Origin of the sequence: Mycobacterium numidiamassiliense (assembly GCF_900157365.1) — a bacterium.
In the GTDB taxonomy this organism is placed as follows: Bacteria; Actinomycetota; Actinomycetes; order Mycobacteriales; family Mycobacteriaceae; genus Mycobacterium; species Mycobacterium numidiamassiliense.
Window position 1 is genome coordinate 1,446,247 of record NZ_FUEZ01000003.1, and the last position, 19,741, is coordinate 1,465,987.

Consider the following 19,741-nt stretch of genomic DNA (forward strand, 5'->3'; position numbering starts at 1 on the left):
GCGCGCGAAAGAGCAGTCGTCTTTCGGGATCTGGATTTAGTTGGTTATCCAGTCGCTGGAGCCGTCGTTCTTCTTGTAGTTCCCGCCGGTTGAGTTCTTCACGATGATGGGATCGCCCGTACCGAAGTTGTCGAAGAACCACTTTGCGTTGCTCGGGCTGATGTTGATGCAGCCATGGCTGACGTCGCGCTTGCCCTGGTCATCCACCGACCACGGGGCGCTGTGCACGAAGTCGCCGACGTTGTCGAACCGGACGGCCAGCTCGACGGTCACCTTGTAGCCGTAGGTCGAGTTGACCGGGACCCCGTAGGTGGACGAGTCCATCACCACCGAGGGCATCTTCTCTTGCACGTAGTACGTGCCGTTGGGGGTTTGGTGGTTGCCGGACGTCATGCCCATCGACATCGGGATGGTCTTCTCCAGCGTGCCGTTTCGCGTGACGGTGAGCTGGTGTGTGGAGTCGTCGGCCGTGGCGATCAGCTGGTCCCCGGTCCGGAAGCTCGACTTGGTGCCGCCCGCGTCGATGTTCACCGCGGTGTTGGCGGGCCAGAAGTTCAGCGGGCGCCAGCGCAGCTGGGTCGGGGTCATCCAGTAGAACTTGCCCGGCACCGGCGGGATCGACGACACATGGACGGCGGCCTGGGCCGCGCCGGCGTCATCGACATGCCCGGGGAAATTGATGATGATCGGCTGCGCGACCCCCACCATCGAGCCGGTTTTCGGCACGAACGAGGGCGTCCCGAACGGCGCCGGTCCGGTGAAGGGTGTCGGGTCCTGCCCGTCGGCGCTACCCATCGGCATGCCCAGTGGGTCGGGCCCGGGTGGTGGCAACCCCGGCATGGGCGGCAGCCCCGGGATTTGGAAAGGCGGGGGCGGAGGCGGCGGTGCGGCGACGCCCGGATCGCCGGGGACCGGGTCCGGATCCGCCAGGGCGGTACCGGTGCTCAGTACCAGCAGAGCCGCGAATCCGGCCGCGCTCAGAGCCGCGAAGAGATTTCCCCTCGTCCAGCCCGCCATATCCATACCTCCAGTCAGGGTCTGACCCAGTGTCCCATAGGACCGCATCCAGCTACCTAATCCGCAGCTGGCACTACCCCACTGAATCGCCCGATTGGCGTGGTTGACCGCCGAACTATGAATCGCGTGAGCGTCGCGGAGCAACCTCGAGCAGCTGCTTGTTGGCCGCGATACCGGCCAGTGCGAGAGCCATCAGGCCCGCCGAAGCGGTCAGCATCATCGCCACGCTGTGCTCGTACAACAAGCCACCCGCCAGCGAACCGGCCATGATGCCCACCTGGAACGCCGTCACGTAGAGACCGGACGCCCCGTCTGGGTCATCGGCCCCATTGCGCATCGCGGCGGATTGCATCATCGGCGACACCGCGGTCGCCATCGCGCCCCAGAGCACGATCGCGCCGGTCCCGATCAGCACGGTCACCGCATGGGTGTGCCCGTGAAACGCCATCGCGGTCAGCACGACGAACGGCGCCGTCAGACCCGCCATGCAGAGCAGGATGGCGCCGCGGGGCCGGTGGTCCGACGGCCGCGCCATCAGCGGCACCGCCAGCAGACCCGCCACCCCGTAAGCGGCAAGCAACCACGCCTGATTCGCCCCGCGCACGCCGACCACGTCGCGGATGATCACCACGATGTAGGTGTAGGAGACGAAGTGGCCGGTAACCGCGATCATGGCCAGCACGCTCACGGTGATCAGCCGGCCGTTGCGGTGATGACGTGACCGCGGACCGACGCAGGCCAGCTGGTCCTCGGTGAGAATCATCTCGGGCAACAGCAGCCGGGCAGCGACCGTGACCACAACCGCGGCCACCGTCACGCACACCGCCGCCAGCCGCCAACCCCACATCAGGCTCATGGCCGCGGTCAGCGGGCTGCCCACCACCAGCGCCAGGCTGGTGCCGAGGTAGATCGACGTCGTGGCGCGCCCGGCATGGCTGGCCGGCACGAGCCGGGTGGCGATCGGGGCGATCACGGCCCAGAGCAGGCCGTGGGTGACCGCGCAGAGCACCCGCCCCGCGGCAAGCACCGCGAAATTAGGTGCCAGTGCCGAGATGACCTGAGAGACCGTCAGGCAGGTCAGGCTGAGCATCAACGCCCGCCGGCGCGGCCAGTGCGCGGTCCAGCGCACCAGCGGAACCGTCGTCAACGCCGCCACCAGGGCGTACCAGGCCAACAGGGTCCCCACGGTGACGACACTGACGTGCAGGTCGCGGGAGATCGCGGACAGCGCGCCGACCGGCAGGAGCTCGGCCGTCACATAGGTGAAGGCCGCGGCAGCCAGCACCGCCAGCTGCGCGGCGACCCGTGGGGTCCACGTTCGCGCGGTAGCGGCGGCGGTTCGGGTTTCGGCAATCATGGCGTCGGTGTCGGCCGGGCTTCCCAATTCTTGTTCTTGGGTTGTCGTGCCTAATGCGATCACACTGCCTTACGGTACGCACCGCGACAACGGGTGCACCCCAGTTAGCTGGCCGAAACGCATCACAACTGCATCACCGGTGCATCACCGGTCAGGAACGAACCAGACGCGCGATGGCGGCCGACGCTTCGGCCAGCTTGGCTTGAGCCCTTTCCGGGGCCTCCGGCCCCTCCTCGGCCACCGCGCGGGCGACGCAGTGACCCAGGTGCTCGTCAAGCAGGTTGAGCGCCACCGACCGCAGGGCGCTATTGACCGCGCTGATCTGTGTCAGGACGTCGATGCAGTACTTGTCTTCGTCGATCATTTTGGCGATGCCACGCACCTGGCCCTCGATGCGCCGCAGTCGCTTGGCGTAGTTGTCCTTCTGCTGCGAATATCCGTGCGCAGTCGTCATCTGGCTCTTCAGCCCCTCCCAGTACGCTCCCGACGCGGACGCTGCCCATCCGGCACCCCGAACGATACCCCAATGGGGTATGACCCCGCTGAGTTGCAGCGCGGTTGGCCAGCGCATACTTGCAGGATGGCCACACCCGACATCAAACCCCGCAGTCGCGACGTCACCGACGGTCTCGAGAAGACCGCCGCCCGCGGGATGTTGCGCGCGGTAGGCATGGACGACGAGGACTTCGCCAAGCCGCAGATCGGGGTGGCGTCGTCGTGGAACGAGATCACCCCGTGCAACCTCTCGCTGGACCGGCTGGCCAAGGCGGTCAAGGAGGGCGTCTTCTCCGCCGGCGGCTACCCGCTGGAGTTCGGCACCATCTCGGTCTCCGACGGCATCTCGATGGGACACGAGGGGATGCACTTCTCGCTGGTGTCCCGCGAGGTGATCGCGGACAGCGTCGAGACCGTGATGATGGCCGAGCGCCTCGACGGGTCCGTGCTGTTGGCCGGCTGCGACAAATCGCTACCCGGAATGTTGATGGCCGCCGCACGCCTCGACCTGGCGGCCGTGTTTCTCTACGCGGGTTCGATCCTGCCCGGGTTGGCGAAGATGTCCGACGGCAGCGAACGCGAGGTCACGATCATCGACGCGTTCGAAGCGGTCGGGGCGTGCGCGCGCGGTTTGATGTCGCGCGCGGACGTGGACGCCATCGAGCGTGCGATCTGTCCCGGTGAGGGCGCCTGCGGCGGCATGTACACCGCCAACACGATGGCCAGTGCCGCGGAAGCACTGGGCATGTCGCTGCCGGGCAGCGCGGCACCGCCGGCCACCGACCGCCGCCGCGACGGGTTCGCCCGGCGCAGCGGTCAGGCCGTCATCGAGTTGCTGCGCCGCGGCATCACCGCGCGCGACATCCTCACCAAGGAGGCATTCGAGAACGCCATCGCGGTGGTCATGGCGTTCGGCGGATCGACCAACGCGGTGCTGCACCTGCTTGCCATCGCACATGAGGCCGAGGTGGCGCTCACGCTCGACGACTTCAGCCGGATCGGGTCCAAGGTCCCACATCTGGCCGACGTCAAACCCTTTGGCCGCCATGTGATGTCGCACGTCGACCACGTCGGCGGCGTGCCGGTGGTGATGAAGGCCCTGCTGGACGCCGGCCTGCTGCACGGCGACTGCTTGACGGTGACCGGCGCGACCGTGGCCGAGAACCTGGCCGCCATCGCACCGCCGGACCCCGACGGCAAGGTGCTGCGCGCCCTCGATCACCCGATCCACGCGACCGGTGGGATCACCATTCTGCGCGGGTCGCTCGCGCCTGACGGCGCAGTGGTCAAGTCCGCCGGTTTCGACTCCGACGTGTTCGAAGGCACCGCAAGGGTTTTCGACGGCGAACGCGCCGCGCTGGACGCCCTCGAGGACGGCACCATCACCAAGGGCGACGCCGTGGTGATCCGCTACGAGGGCCCCAAGGGCGGGCCCGGAATGCGCGAAATGCTGGCCATCACCGGCGCGATCAAGGGCGCCGGGCTGGGCAAGGACGTACTGCTGCTGACCGACGGCCGCTTCTCCGGCGGAACCACCGGACTGTGCGTGGGGCACATCGCGCCGGAGGCGGTCGACGCCGGACCCATCGCCTTCCTGCGCGACGGCGACCGGATCCGGCTCGACGTCAAGGGTGCGACGCTGGACGTCCTGACCGATCCGGGCGAATTCGACGCCCGGCGAGAGGGTTTCGCACCGCCCCCGCCGCGCTACACCACCGGCGTGCTGGCCAAGTACGTCAAGCTGGTCAGCTCGGCGGCGATCGGCGCGGTCTGCGGCTAGCGCTTCGATAGGCTACTTCACCGTCGCGAAGGCGAAGCCGTCCCAGTCCTTGGCTCCGACCGTCTGAATCACCGCGGTGTCCAGCCGTGGGTGCTCGCCCATCAGCTTGAGCGTCTGCTGCACGGCACGTGCGGCATCGTTGTCGGCGGTGAGCACACCGCCTTGGCGAACGACGTTGTCCAACACGATCACTGAGCCCGGACGGGCCAGCTTGATCGCCCATTCCAGGTAGGCGGGGTAATTGTCCTTGTCGGCGTCGATGAACACCAGGTCGAAGGGGCCACCGGTCACTTTCGGCAAGGCGTCCAGCGCGGCACCGACCACCACCTGCACCCGGTCGGCGACGCCCGCCCGCTGCAGGTTCACCCGCGCGACCTCGGCGTGCTTGGGCTCGTATTCCAGCGTCACCACCCGACCCTGCGGCCCGACCCCGCGGGCCAGCCAAATGGTGCTGAAGCCACCCAGGGTGCCGAGCTCGAGAACACGCCGCGCCTGAATCGCACCGGCCAACAGCGACAGGAACTTTCCCTGCTGGGCCGATACCGCGATGTGGGGCAGCCCGGCGGCATCGCTGGACTCGAGCGCGGCGGACAGGGCCGGGTCGTCGGCGATCAGGGTGGCGTCCAGGAACGCATCGACATCTTCGGGAGTCGTTGTCTGGGTCATGCCGTCAACGCTACCGCCCGACCGATGAGACGCGGCAGGCCTATTTACCGTGTACCCCTATAGGGTATACATTGAGCTTCCCAGTGGGATCACCGGAATCCCCAACAAGATAAGGATGATTCACATGGCGGACTACGCAGCGGGAACCTTGTTGACCTGCGGGCACGGCGGCTGTGGCTGTCGCGTTCGGATCGAAGCCGAGTGTCATTGCAGCGGCGCGGGCGAACCATACCGATGCACCTGCGGCGACGAAATGGTGCCGGTCAGCTGAAACGGCGGCCGGCCAGCTCGACCTGGGCTGTCAGCTCCCAGTCGACCGCCGACTTACCCACCGCGACCGCATAGCTGCCCGGCGCGATGCGCCACGCCCCGGCGGCGCCGTCGTAGCGGGCGACCAGCCGCGGATCCGCCTCGATGGTCACCCGGCGGGCGGCACCCGGTTCGAGCTCGATCCGCTCGAATCCGAGTAGCCTCACCCGTCGTTCCTCTGGCGCGCCCGTCAGGTACAGCTGCGGCACATCCGCGCCGCTTCGGTCACCGATGTTGGCGACGCTGAAGCTGGCCGACACGGTCTGACCGCCGGTGACCACCAGGTCGCGGTACTCGAAGGTGGTGTAGGACAGGCCGTGGCCGAACGCGAACATCGGCGCCAGACCTTCCCGCGCGAACCAGCGGTATCCGACATCGGCGCCTTCGAAGTAGTCGATCGTGGTCGCTTCGCCGAACGGAGCGCCTAGTCCGGGTATCTCCGGGCGCGGGGTCTGCGCCAGATCCTCCGGAAAGGTGACGGGCAGTCTCCCCGACGGATTCACCTGGCCCGCAATGATTTCCATGATGGCAGCGGCACCGGCCTGGCCCGGATACCACGCCTGCATGATCGCATTCGCCGAATCTCGCCAGGGCATGGCCACGGGGTTACCGGTCTCGAGCACCACCACGGTGTTCGGATTGGCCGCCGTGACCGCCGCGATGACCGCGTCCTGACCCCACGGCAGCGACAGGTCGGCGCTGTCGGCGCCCTCGCCCTCCACGCGGATCGCGAACACGATCACCACGTCGGCCCGCCGCGCCGCCAGCACCGCCTCCGCCGGGCTGATACCGGGGTCGAACTCGATCTGCGCGTTCGGGATTCGCTTACGCAGCTCATCGACCGGACTCGACGGCAACAGGTACAGGTTGCGGGTTGGACCCATCATGCCGGAGCCACCGATCGGGATCACCTCCGCGTAGCCGCCCGGCGGCACGACAGCACTCGAGCCGCAACCCGTTGGGACACCGCGTTGGGCGTAGCCGCCGATCACAGCGATGCGGGCCACCGAGTCGGTGTCCAGGGGCAGCACACCGCGATTCTGCAGCAACACGATTCCCTGCCGTGCGACCTGCTGGGCAATGTCGTTGTGCGCGGCCATATCCGGCTGCGGCACGGTCTCGCGTTCGGCGATGCCGACGGCGAACATGGACCGTAGGATCCGCCGGACCATGTCGGAGAGGCGCGCTTTGGGCAGCCTGCCGTCGGCGTAGGCGGCTCGCAGCGGATCGCCGAACGCCTCCGCCTGCCAGAACACGACGTCGATCTGGGCACCGCATTCCTGGTCCAGGCCGGCCAGCGAACACTCCCAGCTCGGTGTCGCACCCCAATCCGACATCACCCAACCGCGATATCCCCAAACGCCTTTCAGCACGTCGTTGATCAAGGCGTGGTTGGCCGACGCGTAATCACCATTGACCTTGTTGTATGCCGTCATCACCGCGCCGGGCTGCGAACGTTCGATGGCGATCTCGAAGGCCAGCAGATCGGATTCGCGATGCGCGTCGGGATCGATGACCGCATTCAGCCAGTGCCGGTTGGTCTCATTGCAGTTCAGTGAATAGTGCTTGACCGTCGAGATGACGCCGTGGCGCTGGATCCCGGCGACGGATTCGGCGGCGATCGTCGCGGTCAAAAGCGGGTCCTCGGAAAGATACTCGAAGTTACGGCCATTGCGTGGGTCGCGCGCTAGATTCATCGATCCCGCCAGCTGCACGTTGAACCCCCGGCTGCGCGCCTCGCGCCCGATCACCTCGCCCGCCGCGCGGGCCAGCGCGGGATCGAAACCGGCGGCCAGCGCCAGTGTGGCCGGCAGCGCGGTCGCCGTGTCGCCCGGGCGATAGCCGGGGTTGGTGACGCCCAGGCCGGCATCGCTCATCAGCAGCGCCGGTACGCCGAGCCGGGGGACGCCGGGGACGTATCCCGCGCTCATCGGAACGCCGGGGGGAATGCGCTCGTCCGGCAACGGCCACAGGTCCCCGGCCCCCATCACCCCGACCAGCAGCGAGAACCGCTCGTCGTCGGTCAGCTGCGCCTCTACGTCCCGCGCCCGGGCGTCCGGATCGGCTGATTCGTTCACCGCACACCCTCTTTCGCGTAAACCACCCGCAGCACGTGACCCAGTTCGGGTCCCATCACCAGCTCCGACAATTCGCAGATCGTCGCGACGAAGTCCGGGCCGTGCGCCGGCTCCGCCCGGCACAGGTGGTGGGCGACTTCGTGCAGTATCACCAGCTCGCGCAGCGCCCAGTCGGCAGTGTCACGGTCGGGAACCGCGATAATCCCTGTGCCATCGCGATTTTCGTAGTGGGCCGCAGTCGCCGCCTTTCGCGCGCGCACCCGCAGCGGCAACACCTCGGGCCAGCGCTGCCGTACCGCGGGCAATTCGAGCACGCCATCAACGTAGCGCTGCACGGACTCGACCGATCCAAATCGCCCCTCCGGCGGTAAGGTCAGCTGGGTGCCGAAGAACTCCACGGCGGGTAGGCCGCGCTCGGCGGCCCGGTCGAACATCGTCCGGACGAATTCCTCAGCGGCATAGACCTTGGCCCGCTGGGAGTCCCGTTTCGCGGGGCCCGCCGCAGTCACCGGCCCAGCGCACTCCGCGCCCCGGGCAGCTCGGGGCTGTTCCCGAGCCGCGCTCGCTTGCCTGCCTTGTCGCCCGCACGCCGCGCGGCCGACGAATAGCCGGCCGTCGCTCGGCTGGCCTGCCAGGTACCGCGCGCCTTCGACGCGCTGCGGTAGTAGTCATGCAGCTCAATATCTTTGTTCCGCAAAGCAATTGCGGTGCCCGGCCGGCGACTGCGGTCCTTGGTGGCCTCGCGACGGGTTTCCGCGCGGGCCTCGCCCAGCCGCTGACCGACGCGGGCCCCGAACGCGAGCTGAAAATTGAGCCGGGCGGTGATCGTCGGCGTGGGCCGATGCTTACCCGAAGCGAGGTAGGCGTCCGAAGCCCGCACCATCTGGACCACCAAACTGGCGTACAGCGCGTGACTGGCGTCGATGTCCTCGGCGAAGCCGTAGGCATACACGAACGTCGAATTCGACGCGATATCGCAGCGCACGTCGTTGGCCGCGGCGATCACCACGAAAAGCTGCACGTACGTTCGCAATCCCTTGCTGCCCGCCTCGCCGATGGTGATGGTCCGCTGGGTCGGGGCTTGGGCCGCCGAACGCTCGGCCGCATGCGACCGGGCCACTGCCAAGTCGATGGACGCCGTCGTCGCCAGCCGTTGCGCGGCGCTCATGAAGGCGTCGGCCTCGTGCGCGTTGTCGGTGCCTTCGGCCTGACGCAGCAGTGCGGCGATGCGAGCCAGCATCTTGTCGTCGGTCATATCGCCAAACTATCGCAGGGTAGCGACATTTCGCTCAGGGCCGATTCACAGCCGGTTCAGGATCCACGAGACGACATCGTCGAGCACCTGGTCTTGTTCGGGCTCGTTGAAGACCTCGTGATAAAGGCCGGGATACACCTTCAACTCGACGTCGGGGGAGCCCACGGATCCGACCAGGCGGCGACTGCCTTCCAGCGGCACCAGCCGGTCGTCGGAGCCGTGCACCACCAGCAGCGGCGCGGTCAGTGCCGGCGCGCGCCGCGGCATGGTTTCTCCGACCTGCAGCATGACCCGGCCGACGCCGAAGGGGATCTTTCCGTGGTAGACGAGCGGGTCGGCCTTGTAGGCCGCCACCACCGCGGGGTCGCGGGAGATCGCGTCGACGTCGAGTTCCTGCGCCGGCACGCCAGGTATGAGGGCACCGAGCGCCTTGGCGGCGAACGCCAGCAGCGGCGACACTGCGTCCTGGGCCGCGACCACCGGGGCGGACAGCACCATCAGGTCGTAGTTGTCCGGCCGCTCGACGCCGTAGGCAAAGACGATCCCGCCGCCCATGCTGTGCCCGAGTGCGACGCACTTGAGGCCGGGGTGCTCCCGGGTGGCGATCCCGACGAGGGTGGCGAAGTCCCCGGTGTATTCGGTGATGTCGTGGACGAGCATGCGCTTGCCGCCGGAGCGGCCGTGACCACGGTGATCCAGCGCATAGGTGACCAGCCCTGCCTCGCCGAAGCGAAGGGCCACGTGGTCGTAACGACGGGCATACTCGCCCAGGCCGTGCGACAGAACGACCACCGCTTTCGGCCGTGTGTCAGGCGTCCAGACGTCGTAGACGATGCGTACACCGCCCACGCCGTCGAAAGCCCGTTCGGTGCGGGTCGTCGTTGTCATTACGGAGCAGCGTAGTGGCTCCGGGCAGCCCGTAGTCGGAGGCTCTGCGTAGGCTCGGGCGGGTGAGCCTGCTCGCCGCCGATGGCGCCGACGCCGATTTCTCCGCCGCCGCCGAGCCGTACCGTCGCGAACTGCTCGCCCACTGCTATCGGATGACCGGATCCCTGCACGACGCGGAGGATCTGGTGCAGGAGACATTGCTGCGGGCCTGGAAGGCCTACGACCGGTTCGAGGGCAAGTCGTCGCTGCGAACCTGGCTGCACCGCATCGCCACCAACACCTGCCTGAGCGCGCTGGAAGGCCGCGGGCGCCGGCCGTTGCCGGCCGGGCTCGGCGGAGCCCCTTCCGATCCGACGGCGGAGCTGGTGGAACGCCGCGAGGTGCCCTGGCTGGAGCCACTGCCACAGGCAACCGACGACCCGGCCGACCCGTCGGCCGTCGTGGAATCCCGCGAATCGGTGCGGTTGGCGTTCGTCGCCGCGCTGCAGCACCTCTCGCCCCGGCAGCGGGCGGTGCTGCTGCTGCGCGAGGTCCTGCAGTGGCACTCGGCCGAAGTGGCCACCGCGATCGGCACCAGCACGACGGCGGTCAACAGCCTGTTGCAGCGGGCCCGGTCGCAGCTGCAGACGGTCGGACCCAGCTCGACGGACCGACTGGCGACGCCGAATTCCCCCGAAGCCCAAGACCTCCTGGCCCGCTACATCGCGGCGTTCGAGTCCTACGACATCGAGCGGCTGGTGGAGCTGTTCACCGCCGAGGCGGTCTGGGAGATGCCGCCCTACACGGGTTGGTACCAGGGCCCGCGCGACATCATCGCCCTCATTCACCAGCAGTGCCCCGCCGAGGTGGGCGGCGACATGCGGATGATCCCGCTGGTCGCCAACGGTCAGCCCGCCGCGGCGATGTACATGCGCATGGGCGCTACGCACGTGGCCTTCCAACTACATGTTCTGGATGTCCGCACCGACGGGGTGTCGCATGTGGTTGCATTCCTGGACGACACGTTGTTCGCGAAGTTCGGGCTGCCCAGTTCGCTGTGACGGCTCTCGAGCCAAGAAGGTGTAGCTCATGTCGGAGTTGCCAACCGTTACGCCGGTGCCCGGAAAACCCGCCCTGTTGTTGGGTGCATTCGATATCGGCGCCCTGGACTACGTCGCCGCGGAGTTCTTCATCTCCGGAACGGCGTCGTCGTACACCGCGGCAGCCGAACTGGGTTCCGACGGCGCCTGGCAGGTGACGCCGGACGGTGCGCAGGATTACGCCACGCGGATCGTGGTGCTGACGCCGGCCGACCACGCCCGGTTCAACGGGACGGTCCTGGTCGAGTGGCTCAATGTGAGCGGCGGCATCGACGCTCCCGCCGTCTGGATGATGGCCCATCGCGAAATAGTTCGCGCGGGCTACGCCTACGTCGCGGTGTCGGCCCAGAAGGTCGGGGTGGACGGCGGGGCAAGCATGCTGGGTATGGACATGTCGCTGAAGAGCCAAGACCCGACGCGGTACGGCGCCCTGCACCACCCGGGCGATGCCTTCTGCTACGACATCTTCTCCCAGACCGGCGCGCTGGTCAGGGGCGCCGGCGTGCTGAGCGACTTCGACGTGAAACACGTTATCGCCGTGGGTGAATCGCAATCGGCGATGTTCCTCACCACCTACGTCAACGCCGTCGATCCGCTTGCCCGGGTTTACGACGGCTTCCTGGTGCATTCCCGATTCGCGCCTGCGGCACCGCTGGATGGCGGTTCCATCTTCGACGAGTTGACCAGCGACACACCGCTGGCGGTGCAATTCCGTCCCGACCTGCGCGTCCCGCTCCTCACGATCATCACCGAAACCGACTTGTTCGGCGGCGTTCGGCACGGCTATTACTTCGCGCGTCAGCCGGACAACGAGCGACTGCGGGTCTGGGAGATTCCCGGCTCCGCGCACGCCGACAACTACACGATTCAGGTCGGCCCGATCGACACCGGCGCGGCGCCGCTCGATTCCATCGTGGCCGCCTACGCGCCGACCAACATGCTGATGGGCCAACAGCTCGCGCACTTCATCAACTTCGCGCCGCAACACCACTATGTCGTCCAGGCGGCAATTGCCGCGCTGAACACCTGGGTTGGCAGCGGCGAGGCGGCACCCGTCGCGCCACCCATCAGAATGCGCGAGGCGGGGGAAACCAAAGAGGCACAACCGATCCTGGACGCCAACGGCCTTTCCGAGGGCGGCGTCCGGACCCCTTGGGTAGACGTGCCGATCGCCCGGACATCCGGCGCGGGCGGCGAGGTAGAAGCGCTGGAGAGCGTCATGGCCGCGATCTTCGGCTCGGGCGAACCCTTCGACGCCGACACGGTACGCCGGCTCTACCCAGGGGGCGTCACCGAATATGTCGAACGCTTTACGGCCGCACTCGATTCCACGATCCGATCCGGGTTCATCTTGGCGGCCGACCGGGCCGAGATCATCGAGCTGGCCGGCGCGACATACCCTGCCTGAGTTCAGCTTTCGTTAGCCAGCACGTCACGCACCGCGGCGTCGACGGCGCTCAGCAGATCCGGATCGATACCGGCGCGGCCGCGGACCAGCACCTTGGCATAGTTGGTCGGCGGCAGCCCTTCGGCCGGGCACAGGCCATCGGGCAGCTTCCCGATCACCGGCAGCAGAGCCAGCCCGAGCCCGGACCGCACCGCCGCGTATAGCCCGGACAGGTCGGCGCGTCAGAACTGAAAAAGGCGGCTATCCGGCGAGGGTCCGTCCACCGGGCGGACCAGCCCGGTGCCGGTGATCAACGGCAGGTCCAGCGCGGACAACAGTCCCGGCGCCGCCGCGTACACCGCGGGGATGGCGTTGACCATCCGTGACGAGCCCGCGATCCGCGCACCGAGGTCGTGGTCATGGTCCTCGGCCATCTCGAACTCGCAGCGCATGCTCGGAGATCCCTCGATCTCGACGCGGTACACCCCTCGGCCCGAAGCCTGCCCGTAGCCGAGATCCTTCGGCGGAATGCTGATGTGTGGTTGTGGCCAGTCGGGCGCGATGTCGTCTCGCATTCGCGTCACATGGTCGATGACGAAAGTTGCTGCGTCCCCGACATATCCGGTCAATGTCGACCGCATCGCCGCGATGGTGCCGGCCTCGATGCGACCGGTCGGGGTGTCGAACGACTCGGTGGCAGGCAGCCTTTCGTTGCTCTCCTCGATGTGGTCGACCTTGACGCCCAGCCCGGCGGCGAGCTGATGCACCACCGGGCCCCAGCCGAAGGTGAACACACCGGGTGTGGCCGCGAACGCGGTGAACTCCAGCGGCTTGCCGAATCCGAGGATCTCGTAGACCGCGGCCCGGTCCGGGTAGGTCGCGTAGTTGAACATCTCCGTCACGCGCACCGATTCGATCACCCGGGATACACCCGTAAGCACAAGCGGCAGAATGTCATTGGCGAATCCGGAGTCGATCCCGGTGGTGAAGAACGACACGCCGCCGTCCACCGCGGCCTGCCGCAGTGGCTCGGTGAACGCGGCGTCGACGGCGTCGGGGTAGACCAGCGGCACCACCGAACAGGACACCACGTTCTTGCCCGCTCGCAGGATCGACACCATGTCCTCGACGGCGTCCAGCGGACGCAGGTTGGCGCCGGCCGCATACACCACGACGTCGGCGTCACCGGCCAACAGCGGCGCCGGATCCTGCCTGGCCACCACCCCCACCGGCGCGATGCCACACAGCTCCCCCGCGTCGCGGCCCGCCTTGCCGTCGCTGTGCACCACGACGTCGACCAGTTTCAGCTCGGGGTGGTCGATCACCCCGCGCAACGCGATGACACCCATGGAACCCGGGCCCCACACCCCCACCTTGATCACCATTGCTCCTAATATTAGGACGACTGTTCTTATATTTTGGACGGATGGTAGGAAGCTGGACATGGGTACGTCAACCGCTAAATCACCGCCGACCGGGCGGGTGATGGACGTGCTTGCCACGCTGGCGGATTCACCACAAGGCCGAACCTCGGCCGAGCTGGCCAAGGTCTGCGGGATCAGCAGCTCGACGTGCGCCCTGGTGCTCACCGAGCTGGAACGGCGGGCCTGGGTGATGCGGCGGGCGGATCGCCGTTTCTGCCTGGGCAGCGGTTTATTCGGGTTGGTGCACGGCCTGCGCACGCAGTTCCCGCTGCTGGACCGCGGGCGCGAAGCCTTGGACTACCTGCGCAATACGCTGGGCGCGGGCTGCTCGATGTCGCGCATCGGCGATCGGCAACTGACCACCATCGACGCGGTCGGGCACGGCACCGACGGCGGCCACGCCGTCGGTCAGCGCTTCCCGATCGATCCACCGTTCGGGTTGGTCGCGATGGCCTGGCGCGACGACGAGTTCGTCGAGTCCTGGCTGCATCGGGTGATGCCACGGCTGACCCGCGGCGAGATCGCACAACATCGGCGGGTCCTCGCCGATATCCGGGCCCGCGGCTACGGCGCGTGGCGCTTCGACGACACCCACCAGTCACTGCATAATCGCCTGGCCGGCGTGCTGGCGTCGCTGGAACCAACGGCGCAGGTCACCCGTCAACTGACCACGTTGATGACGATGGTCACCCTGCAGTCGGTGACCGATGCGCTCGAAACAGATCTGCCGTCAACGGAATTCGTTGTCCTGCCGATCTTCGGCCAGGACGGACAACCGGAATACCAAATCGAGATCCACTTGGGCCGCCCCGCCGGGTTGACCCTGGACGCCCTCGACGATGCACTCGAGCACGCGCGGGGGCTGCTGGCCGCACTACCCTGAGGCTATGCCTGCCACCGCGGAGCGCCGGCGCGCTGCGCAGCGCGCTGTCACCACGACGCCTTGGTTGACCTCCCGGCATTCGTTCTCGTTCGGCGATCACTACGACCCGGGCAACACCCACCACGGTCTCCTGCTGGTGAACAACGACGACATCGTCGCCCCCGGCACCGGCTTTGACACCCACCCGCATCGCGACATGGAGATCGTCACGTGGGTACTGGACGGAGCTCTGGCACACCAGGATTCGATCGGCAATCGCGGCGTGATCTATCCCGGCCTGGCCCAGCGCATGTCCGCGGGTAGCGGCATCCTGCATTCGGAGAAGAACGACTCCGCTACGGAGTCAGTGCATTTCGTGCAGATGTGGGTCACCCCGGATGAGACTGCTGTCACACCGAGCTATCAACAGCACGAAGTTCACAACGACCTGCTCAGTAGTGGCTTGGTCACGATCGCCTCGGGCATACCCGAGCGTGATGCCGCCATCTCGCTGCACAATCGCCACGCGGCGCTGCACGCGTCGCGGCTGCAACCCGGTGACACCGTCAGCGTGCCCGCCGCCCCCTACCTGCACGTCTTCGTGGCACTCGGCCGCGTCGCCGTGGAGGGCGTCGGCGAACTCGAGGCGGGGGATGCGGTCCGGTTCACCGACGCCGACGGTCCGAGGCTGACCGCCCGCGAGCCGTCGGAGGTCCTGATCTGGGAGATGCGCGCCGGGCTGGGCGGCTAGACCAATAGAGTAGGCCTGACGAACAGGAGCCTGCATGTCTGAATCGCAGCAGCCGCGGCACGCGGCGCCGAACCCGAAACACGACGTAAAAGCCTTACGGACCGTGCAGTTCTGGGCATTGCCCATCCTTGCCACGCTGGCCTTGATGTCGGCGCTGTGCGCGCTCTACCTCGGCGGCATCCTGAACCCGACGACCAACTTGCGGCACTTTCCCATCGCGGTGGTCAACGAGGACGCCGGGCCCACCGGGGCGAAGATCGTCGACGGCCTGAGCGCGAACCTGGACAAGAACAAGTTCGACGTCCAGGTGGTGTCGCACGACGAAGCGCAGCGCCTGCTGGATACCGCCAAGGTGTACGGCGAGATGGTGATTCCACCCACGTTCTCCTCCCGGCTGCGCGAATACGGCGAGAGTGCGCTGATGCCCGGCCATGTGGAGCGGCCCTCGATCGCGATCTACACCAACCAGCGCGCCGGCACGCTGGGCTCCAGCATCGCCGGGCAGACACTGAACCTGGCCGCGACAAAGATCAATCAGCAAGTCGGACAACAACTTTCCGCACAGGTCGCGGCCCAGTCCGGCGGTGCGGAGCTGACCGGTGCCGCGCAGCTCGGACTCGCGAGCCCCGTCGACGTCAAGTCAGCGGTGTACAACCCACTGCCGAACGGCACCGGAAATGGGTTGTCGGCCTTCTACTATGCGCTGTTGCTGCTGCTGGCCGGCTTCACCGGCAGCATCGTGGTCAGCACCCTGGTCGATTCGCTGCTCGGCTACGTGCCCGCCGAGTGGGGCCCGGTGTATCGCTTTGCCGAACAGGCCAACATCTCGCGCTTCCGCACCCTGTTGGTCAAGTGGTCGATCATGGTGGTGCTGGCGGTGATCACATCCGCGGTCTACCTAGCCATCGCGCACGGCCTCGGCATGCCCATCACGCTCGGCTGGCAGCTATGGGCCTACGGCGTCTTCGCCATCATCGCGGTGGGCGTGACATCCAGCTCGCTGATCGCGGTGCTGGGGTCGATGGGATTGCTGTTCAGCATGCTGGTTTTCGTGATCCTGGGGCTGCCGTCGGCGGGCGCCACGGTCCCGCTCGAGGCGGTCCCGCCGTTCTTCCGCTGGCTGGCCGAATTCGAACCGATGCACCAGGTGTTCCTGGGTATCCGATCGCTGCTCTACCTCAACGGCTCCGGGCAGGCGGGCCTGTCCCAGGCGTTGTGGATGACGGGTATCGGCCTGATCATCGGTCTGTTGGTGGGCGGCATTACCACGAGAATTTACGACCGCAGCGGATTCCACCGGATTCAAGGCGCGGTCGAAATGGCGATCGCCGAAGCACATCAGGCGCAACACAAGTCGCGCACCGACACCGGGCCCAAGCACGGAATCGGGTCGGCGGACAAAGCGGACACCGCGACCGCGCCCGACCCGGCCAAAGCGACCGCCTCGGCCAAAGCGGCCGCGTCCGAGCCGGCCGGCGCACCCGATGCCGAGCGCGAAAGCCCAAGCGAGCGAACGTAATTCCGGCGCGGCCAAAGCGTCACGCAACCGTTATTTAGGTTGACAGTGTGACAAATGTGACTGATGATTCTAGGGTTGCATTGACGTTCGGGCCGAAAGGGCTATCGTGCCGACACGAACCGGCAGGTTGCGCCGACTGGCGGCCACCCTCACCGCGGTAATGGGATGCGCGGTCCTGTCGGGAGCGCCCGTCGCGCATGCCGCCGACGGCCGCGAGATGCTGGCGAGCGCCGTCGGCGCCACCCAGGGCTCGTATCTGGTCTACAACTTCGGCCCCGGCCACCCCACACCCCTGCTCGACGCCAGCGGCCACTGGTACGAGATGAACAACGGCGGCCATCTCATGGTCATCAAGAACGCCTCCGGACGCCTTGCCCCGCATCTGCTGGTCGACACCCATCGGGGCGACCAGGCCCGCTGCGAGCACAATCCCGGGGCCCGCACCGAAGAGGGGTTGTGGCAGGCGTCCGAGCTGTACGAGCCGCGGCAGGCATGGCTGCGGATGGGCCAGCCGACCATCGCGATCAACGCCAACTTCTTCGATGTGCGCGGCCAGAAGGGCGGCAGCTGGCGCACGACCGGTTGCAGCTCGCCGCTGGGCGCCTTCGTCGACAACACCAACGGTCAGGGCCGGGCCAACCAGGCTGTGACCGGCACCCCGGTCTACCCCGGCAAGCAAGGCCTTTCCGGCGGCGGCGAGAGCTGGTCGTCGTTGACCACGATGATCCTGCCGACAGGTGGGGCGCCGTATGTGGTGTGGCCCCGGAGCAAGAACGACTACGACTCCGCCACCCCGGTGGTCGAGGACTTGCTCAACAAGAACGAGAAGTTCGTCGCGGTGTCCGGCATCGGGCTGCTGGCCCCCGGCCAGACTCAGCAGCTGCGTGACGGCGGGCCCAGCGCGGCGCGCACGGCGCTGGCCTACGTCAAGCAGCGCGACGAGATGTACGTCTTTGAGGGCGGCAGCTACACCCCGGACAACATGCAGGACTTGTTCCGCGGCCTGGGCAGCGATAACGCAATCCTGCTCGACGGTGGCGGGTCGTCGGCGATCGTGCTGCGCCGCGACACCGGCGGGATGTGGGCCGGCGCCGGATCACCGAGGGGATCGTGTGACACCCGCGAGGTGCTCTGCGACTCCCACGAACGCGCACTGCCCAGCTGGCTGGCATTCAACTAAACGCTAACTCGTTTCCACCACTTCGCTTTTCACTGGCGCAGTCCCGAATCGGAAGATCAGCAGACTCACAGCGACCACGACGGCGGCGACCACGAACGTCGGAGCAACGAAGAAGTTCGTCATCGTCGCGCCGGCAAAGGCGCCGGCACACATCGTGGCGACAACGCTCAGGCGCAGCGTTTGACGCTCACCCGTGCCACCCGCAAGGCGGCTGTCCAGACCGATGCTGACGATCGTCGACGTCAGCATCGTGGTGGACAGTTCGGGGATCCCGAACTGCCGGGCGCTGGAGTGCTGCAGACCGAACGTGACCGCGAGCATCGCGATGATGATGAGTTTGGTGTTGTCGTGATAATGCAGCACACCGGTACCGGCCAAAATCGAAAGCGACAGCAACACCGCGATTTCCGTCGTCAACACAATGGTGATCCACGGTTGCGCCCGGTGACCGATGAGCCGATGCAACCGGCCACTGACGATCGTCGTTGCGACGAAGGTAGGAATCACCACCGCGACTCCGCCCAGGTCGAGGCTGCTCCGCGGTGCCAACCAGAACCCGAGGTAGATCACGTTGCCGGTCATGTTGGCGACGAACACCCGGCCCAGCACCAGGACGCTCACCGCGTCCGCCAGTCCGGTGGCAAAGGTCAGCAGGACCAGTGCCGCAACGGTATGCCGCCCAGATATGGGTGAGGGAGTGGTCGGTGCGGTCATTCGCGCAGCATCCTTCTGGCTCGAATTCCAGAGATCGTCCGCGCTGATCGTGCTACACGTGCGGCGTTAAATCCAGCGAAGTCACAGTGGTCATTCGCGTCACCAACCAGTGGCCATTCGCTCGTTTCATGAACAGCCGATAGGACAAGTATTTCAGCGACGGAATGTTTTTGTTCAACGGACTGGTGGACGTGGTGTTGGTGTACACGATGACGACGGCATCCGGACCGTCCAGCGATTCGACCGCCGCACCGGTGACCTGGGTGCTGTTGGTGATTTTCGCCTGTTTGTTGGGGCCGACGATCGCATCGACGAATTTGCGGTATTGGGCCTCGAAATCGCCGCTGAGATAGCCCGACGCGCGGTCGGCGAGCTTGTCCATGTTCTCCGGGGTATAGGTCCACAGCGTCGTGATCGCATTGGCCGCGGTCTGGGCCACCTTCAGTTTAGTTGCGGCAGTGGCGCGATCGGTCAGGTAGGGCTGCAGGGTGGCGCCGGCGAATGCCGCGGAACCGACGAACAGCACGGCGGCCGCCGCGGCCACGACGCCCGCCCACTTCCCGGTCAACAGCCGGCGTCGGGTCTTTGTCGCCTCCGGCGCCTCCGGGTCCGCCTCGCCGGCATCCGCGGTCACCTCGGTATCGGCCGTCTCGCTGGCGGCTGTCGTCGCGGCGTCGACCGTCTCGTCGGAGGAGGCCGGCTCGCCGGGGGCCTCGTCGGAAGCGACGTCGGAGGCAGCGGGAGCCTCGGGGGCCTCGTCAGAAGCGACGTCGGAAGCAGCGGGAGTGACGTCCTCTATTGCGGTAGAAGGACTTTCGCCACCCGCGGCGGCGGCCGGAAGGTCCGCCACGCCCGCCCGCTTCCTCCCAGCGAACAGCCTGCGTCGGGCCCGGGTCTTTTTCGGGGCGTCAGAGGTAGCGTCTTCTTTTGTGGCAGAGGGACTTTCGTCGACCTCGCCGACCGCCGATTCGACTGCGTCG

The 19,741-nt window shown here is 67.1% G+C and carries 18 protein-coding genes and 2 pseudogenes; 8 read left to right on the forward strand and 12 right to left on the reverse strand.

The window, feature by feature from the left end; all coding sequences use genetic code 11:
* Positions 1-36: 36 nt before the first annotated feature.
* The 3 genes from MNAB215_RS06715 to ricR all read right to left on the reverse strand — a co-directional run bounded on the left by MNAB215_RS06715 (position 37) and on the right by ricR (position 2,828).
* Positions 37-1,017 carry a L,D-transpeptidase gene (locus MNAB215_RS06715; protein ID WP_077078470.1) on the reverse strand — a complete coding sequence of 327 codons (981 nt, stop codon included), beginning with the start codon at positions 1,015-1,017 and terminating at the stop codon, positions 37-39.
* A 115-nt stretch (positions 1,018-1,132) separates the two neighbouring features.
* Positions 1,133-2,374 carry an MFS transporter gene (locus MNAB215_RS06720; protein WP_077078471.1) on the reverse strand — a complete coding sequence of 414 codons (1,242 nt, stop codon included), beginning with the start codon at positions 2,372-2,374 and terminating at the stop codon, positions 1,133-1,135.
* 151 nt (positions 2,375-2,525) lie between these two features.
* Complete coding sequence (gene ricR / locus MNAB215_RS06725) at positions 2,526-2,828, reverse strand: copper-sensing transcriptional repressor RicR (protein WP_077078472.1); 303 nt, start codon at positions 2,826-2,828, stop codon at positions 2,526-2,528.
* A gap of 126 nt (positions 2,829-2,954) precedes the next feature.
* Here ricR and ilvD point away from each other — a divergent pair, with 126 nt between their 5' ends.
* Positions 2,955-4,649, forward strand: coding sequence for a dihydroxy-acid dehydratase (gene ilvD, locus MNAB215_RS06730; RefSeq protein WP_077078011.1), 1,695 nt, complete (start codon positions 2,955-2,957; stop codon positions 4,647-4,649).
* A gap of 12 nt (positions 4,650-4,661) precedes the next feature.
* On the opposite strand, the gene MNAB215_RS06735 is transcribed toward ilvD, so the two are convergent.
* Complete coding sequence (locus tag MNAB215_RS06735; RefSeq protein ID WP_077078012.1) at positions 4,662-5,315, reverse strand: O-methyltransferase; 654 nt, start codon at positions 5,313-5,315, stop codon at positions 4,662-4,664.
* Between the two features lie 109 nt (positions 5,316-5,424).
* Between MNAB215_RS06735 and mymT the strand changes: the two genes are divergently transcribed.
* Complete coding sequence (gene mymT, locus MNAB215_RS30155; RefSeq protein ID WP_281253301.1) at positions 5,425-5,586, forward strand: copper-binding metallothionein MymT; 162 nt, start codon at positions 5,425-5,427, stop codon at positions 5,584-5,586.
* Here mymT and MNAB215_RS06745 read toward each other — a convergent pair.
* Genes MNAB215_RS06745 through MNAB215_RS06760 form a run of 4 tightly spaced genes read right to left on the reverse strand, consistent with a single transcriptional unit; the run spans position 5,579 to position 9,845 of the window.
* On the reverse strand, positions 5,579-7,702 hold the full coding sequence (locus tag MNAB215_RS06745) for a beta-glucosidase (protein WP_245830146.1): 2,124 nt from the start codon (positions 7,700-7,702) through the stop codon (positions 5,579-5,581). The two genes, mymT and MNAB215_RS06745, sit on opposite strands and share 8 nt — an antisense overlap.
* Positions 7,699-8,211, reverse strand: a complete 513-nt coding sequence (locus MNAB215_RS06750; protein ID WP_077078014.1) for a TIGR04338 family metallohydrolase — start codon at positions 8,209-8,211, stop codon at positions 7,699-7,701. The genes MNAB215_RS06745 and MNAB215_RS06750 overlap by 4 nt, the downstream gene beginning before the upstream one ends.
* Complete coding sequence (locus MNAB215_RS06755; protein WP_077078015.1) at positions 8,208-8,957, reverse strand: DUF2786 domain-containing protein; 750 nt, start codon at positions 8,955-8,957, stop codon at positions 8,208-8,210. Before MNAB215_RS06755 ends, MNAB215_RS06750 begins: the two co-directional genes overlap by 4 nt.
* Positions 8,958-9,002: 45 nt before the next feature.
* On the reverse strand, positions 9,003-9,845 hold the full coding sequence (locus tag MNAB215_RS06760; RefSeq protein ID WP_077078016.1) for an alpha/beta hydrolase: 843 nt from the start codon (positions 9,843-9,845) through the stop codon (positions 9,003-9,005).
* On the opposite strand from MNAB215_RS06760, the pseudogene MNAB215_RS06765 reads away from it, so the two are divergent.
* Together MNAB215_RS06765 and MNAB215_RS06770 are read left to right on the forward strand one after the other, a co-directional pair.
* Positions 9,790-10,885 (forward strand): annotated as a pseudogene (locus MNAB215_RS06765) (sigma-70 family RNA polymerase sigma factor). The gene MNAB215_RS06760 and the pseudogene MNAB215_RS06765 sit on opposite strands and share 56 nt — an antisense overlap.
* 28 nt (positions 10,886-10,913) lie before the next feature.
* Entirely contained in the window at positions 10,914-12,332 is a 1,419-nt protein-coding gene (locus MNAB215_RS06770; RefSeq protein WP_077078018.1) for an alpha/beta hydrolase domain-containing protein, read from the forward strand.
* A 2-nt stretch (positions 12,333-12,334) separates the two neighbouring features.
* Here the strand turns inward: MNAB215_RS06770 and MNAB215_RS06775 are convergent.
* Positions 12,335-12,547, reverse strand: a pseudogene (locus tag MNAB215_RS06775) (LysR family transcriptional regulator); the annotation flags it as partial.
* A gap of 6 nt (positions 12,548-12,553) precedes the next feature.
* Positions 12,554-13,693: an NAD(P)H-dependent amine dehydrogenase family protein gene (locus MNAB215_RS06780; protein WP_174604566.1), complete on the reverse strand. Its 1,140-nt coding sequence runs from the start codon at positions 13,691-13,693 to the stop codon at positions 12,554-12,556.
* 61 nt (positions 13,694-13,754) lie between these two features.
* On the opposite strand from MNAB215_RS06780, the gene MNAB215_RS06785 reads away from it, so the two are divergent.
* From MNAB215_RS06785 to MNAB215_RS06800, 4 genes are all read left to right on the forward strand, one after another.
* Entirely contained in the window at positions 13,755-14,618 is an 864-nt protein-coding gene (locus tag MNAB215_RS06785; protein WP_077078020.1) for an IclR family transcriptional regulator, read from the forward strand.
* A gap of 4 nt (positions 14,619-14,622) precedes the next feature.
* A complete protein-coding gene (locus tag MNAB215_RS06790) occupies positions 14,623-15,348 on the forward strand; it encodes a pirin family protein (RefSeq protein ID WP_077078021.1) in 726 nt (241 codons plus the stop codon).
* 34 nt (positions 15,349-15,382) lie between these two features.
* Positions 15,383-16,867, forward strand: coding sequence for a YhgE/Pip domain-containing protein (locus tag MNAB215_RS06795; RefSeq protein WP_077078022.1), 1,485 nt, complete (start codon positions 15,383-15,385; stop codon positions 16,865-16,867).
* Positions 16,868-16,946: 79 nt separating this feature from the next.
* The gene (locus MNAB215_RS06800; protein ID WP_108637544.1) at positions 16,947-18,047 is read left to right on the forward strand and encodes a phosphodiester glycosidase family protein; all 1,101 of its coding nucleotides are present in this window, start codon (positions 16,947-16,949) and stop codon (positions 18,045-18,047) included.
* A gap of 3 nt (positions 18,048-18,050) precedes the next feature.
* Here MNAB215_RS06800 and MNAB215_RS06805 read toward each other — a convergent pair whose 3' ends face one another.
* Positions 18,051-18,761 carry a YoaK family protein gene (locus MNAB215_RS06805; protein ID WP_077078024.1) on the reverse strand — a complete coding sequence of 237 codons (711 nt, stop codon included), beginning with the start codon at positions 18,759-18,761 and terminating at the stop codon, positions 18,051-18,053.
* 52 nt (positions 18,762-18,813) lie between these two features.
* Entirely contained in the window at positions 18,814-19,611 is a 798-nt protein-coding gene (locus MNAB215_RS06810) for a mammalian cell entry protein (protein WP_425436405.1), read from the reverse strand.
* Positions 19,612-19,741: the final 130 nt, after the last annotated feature.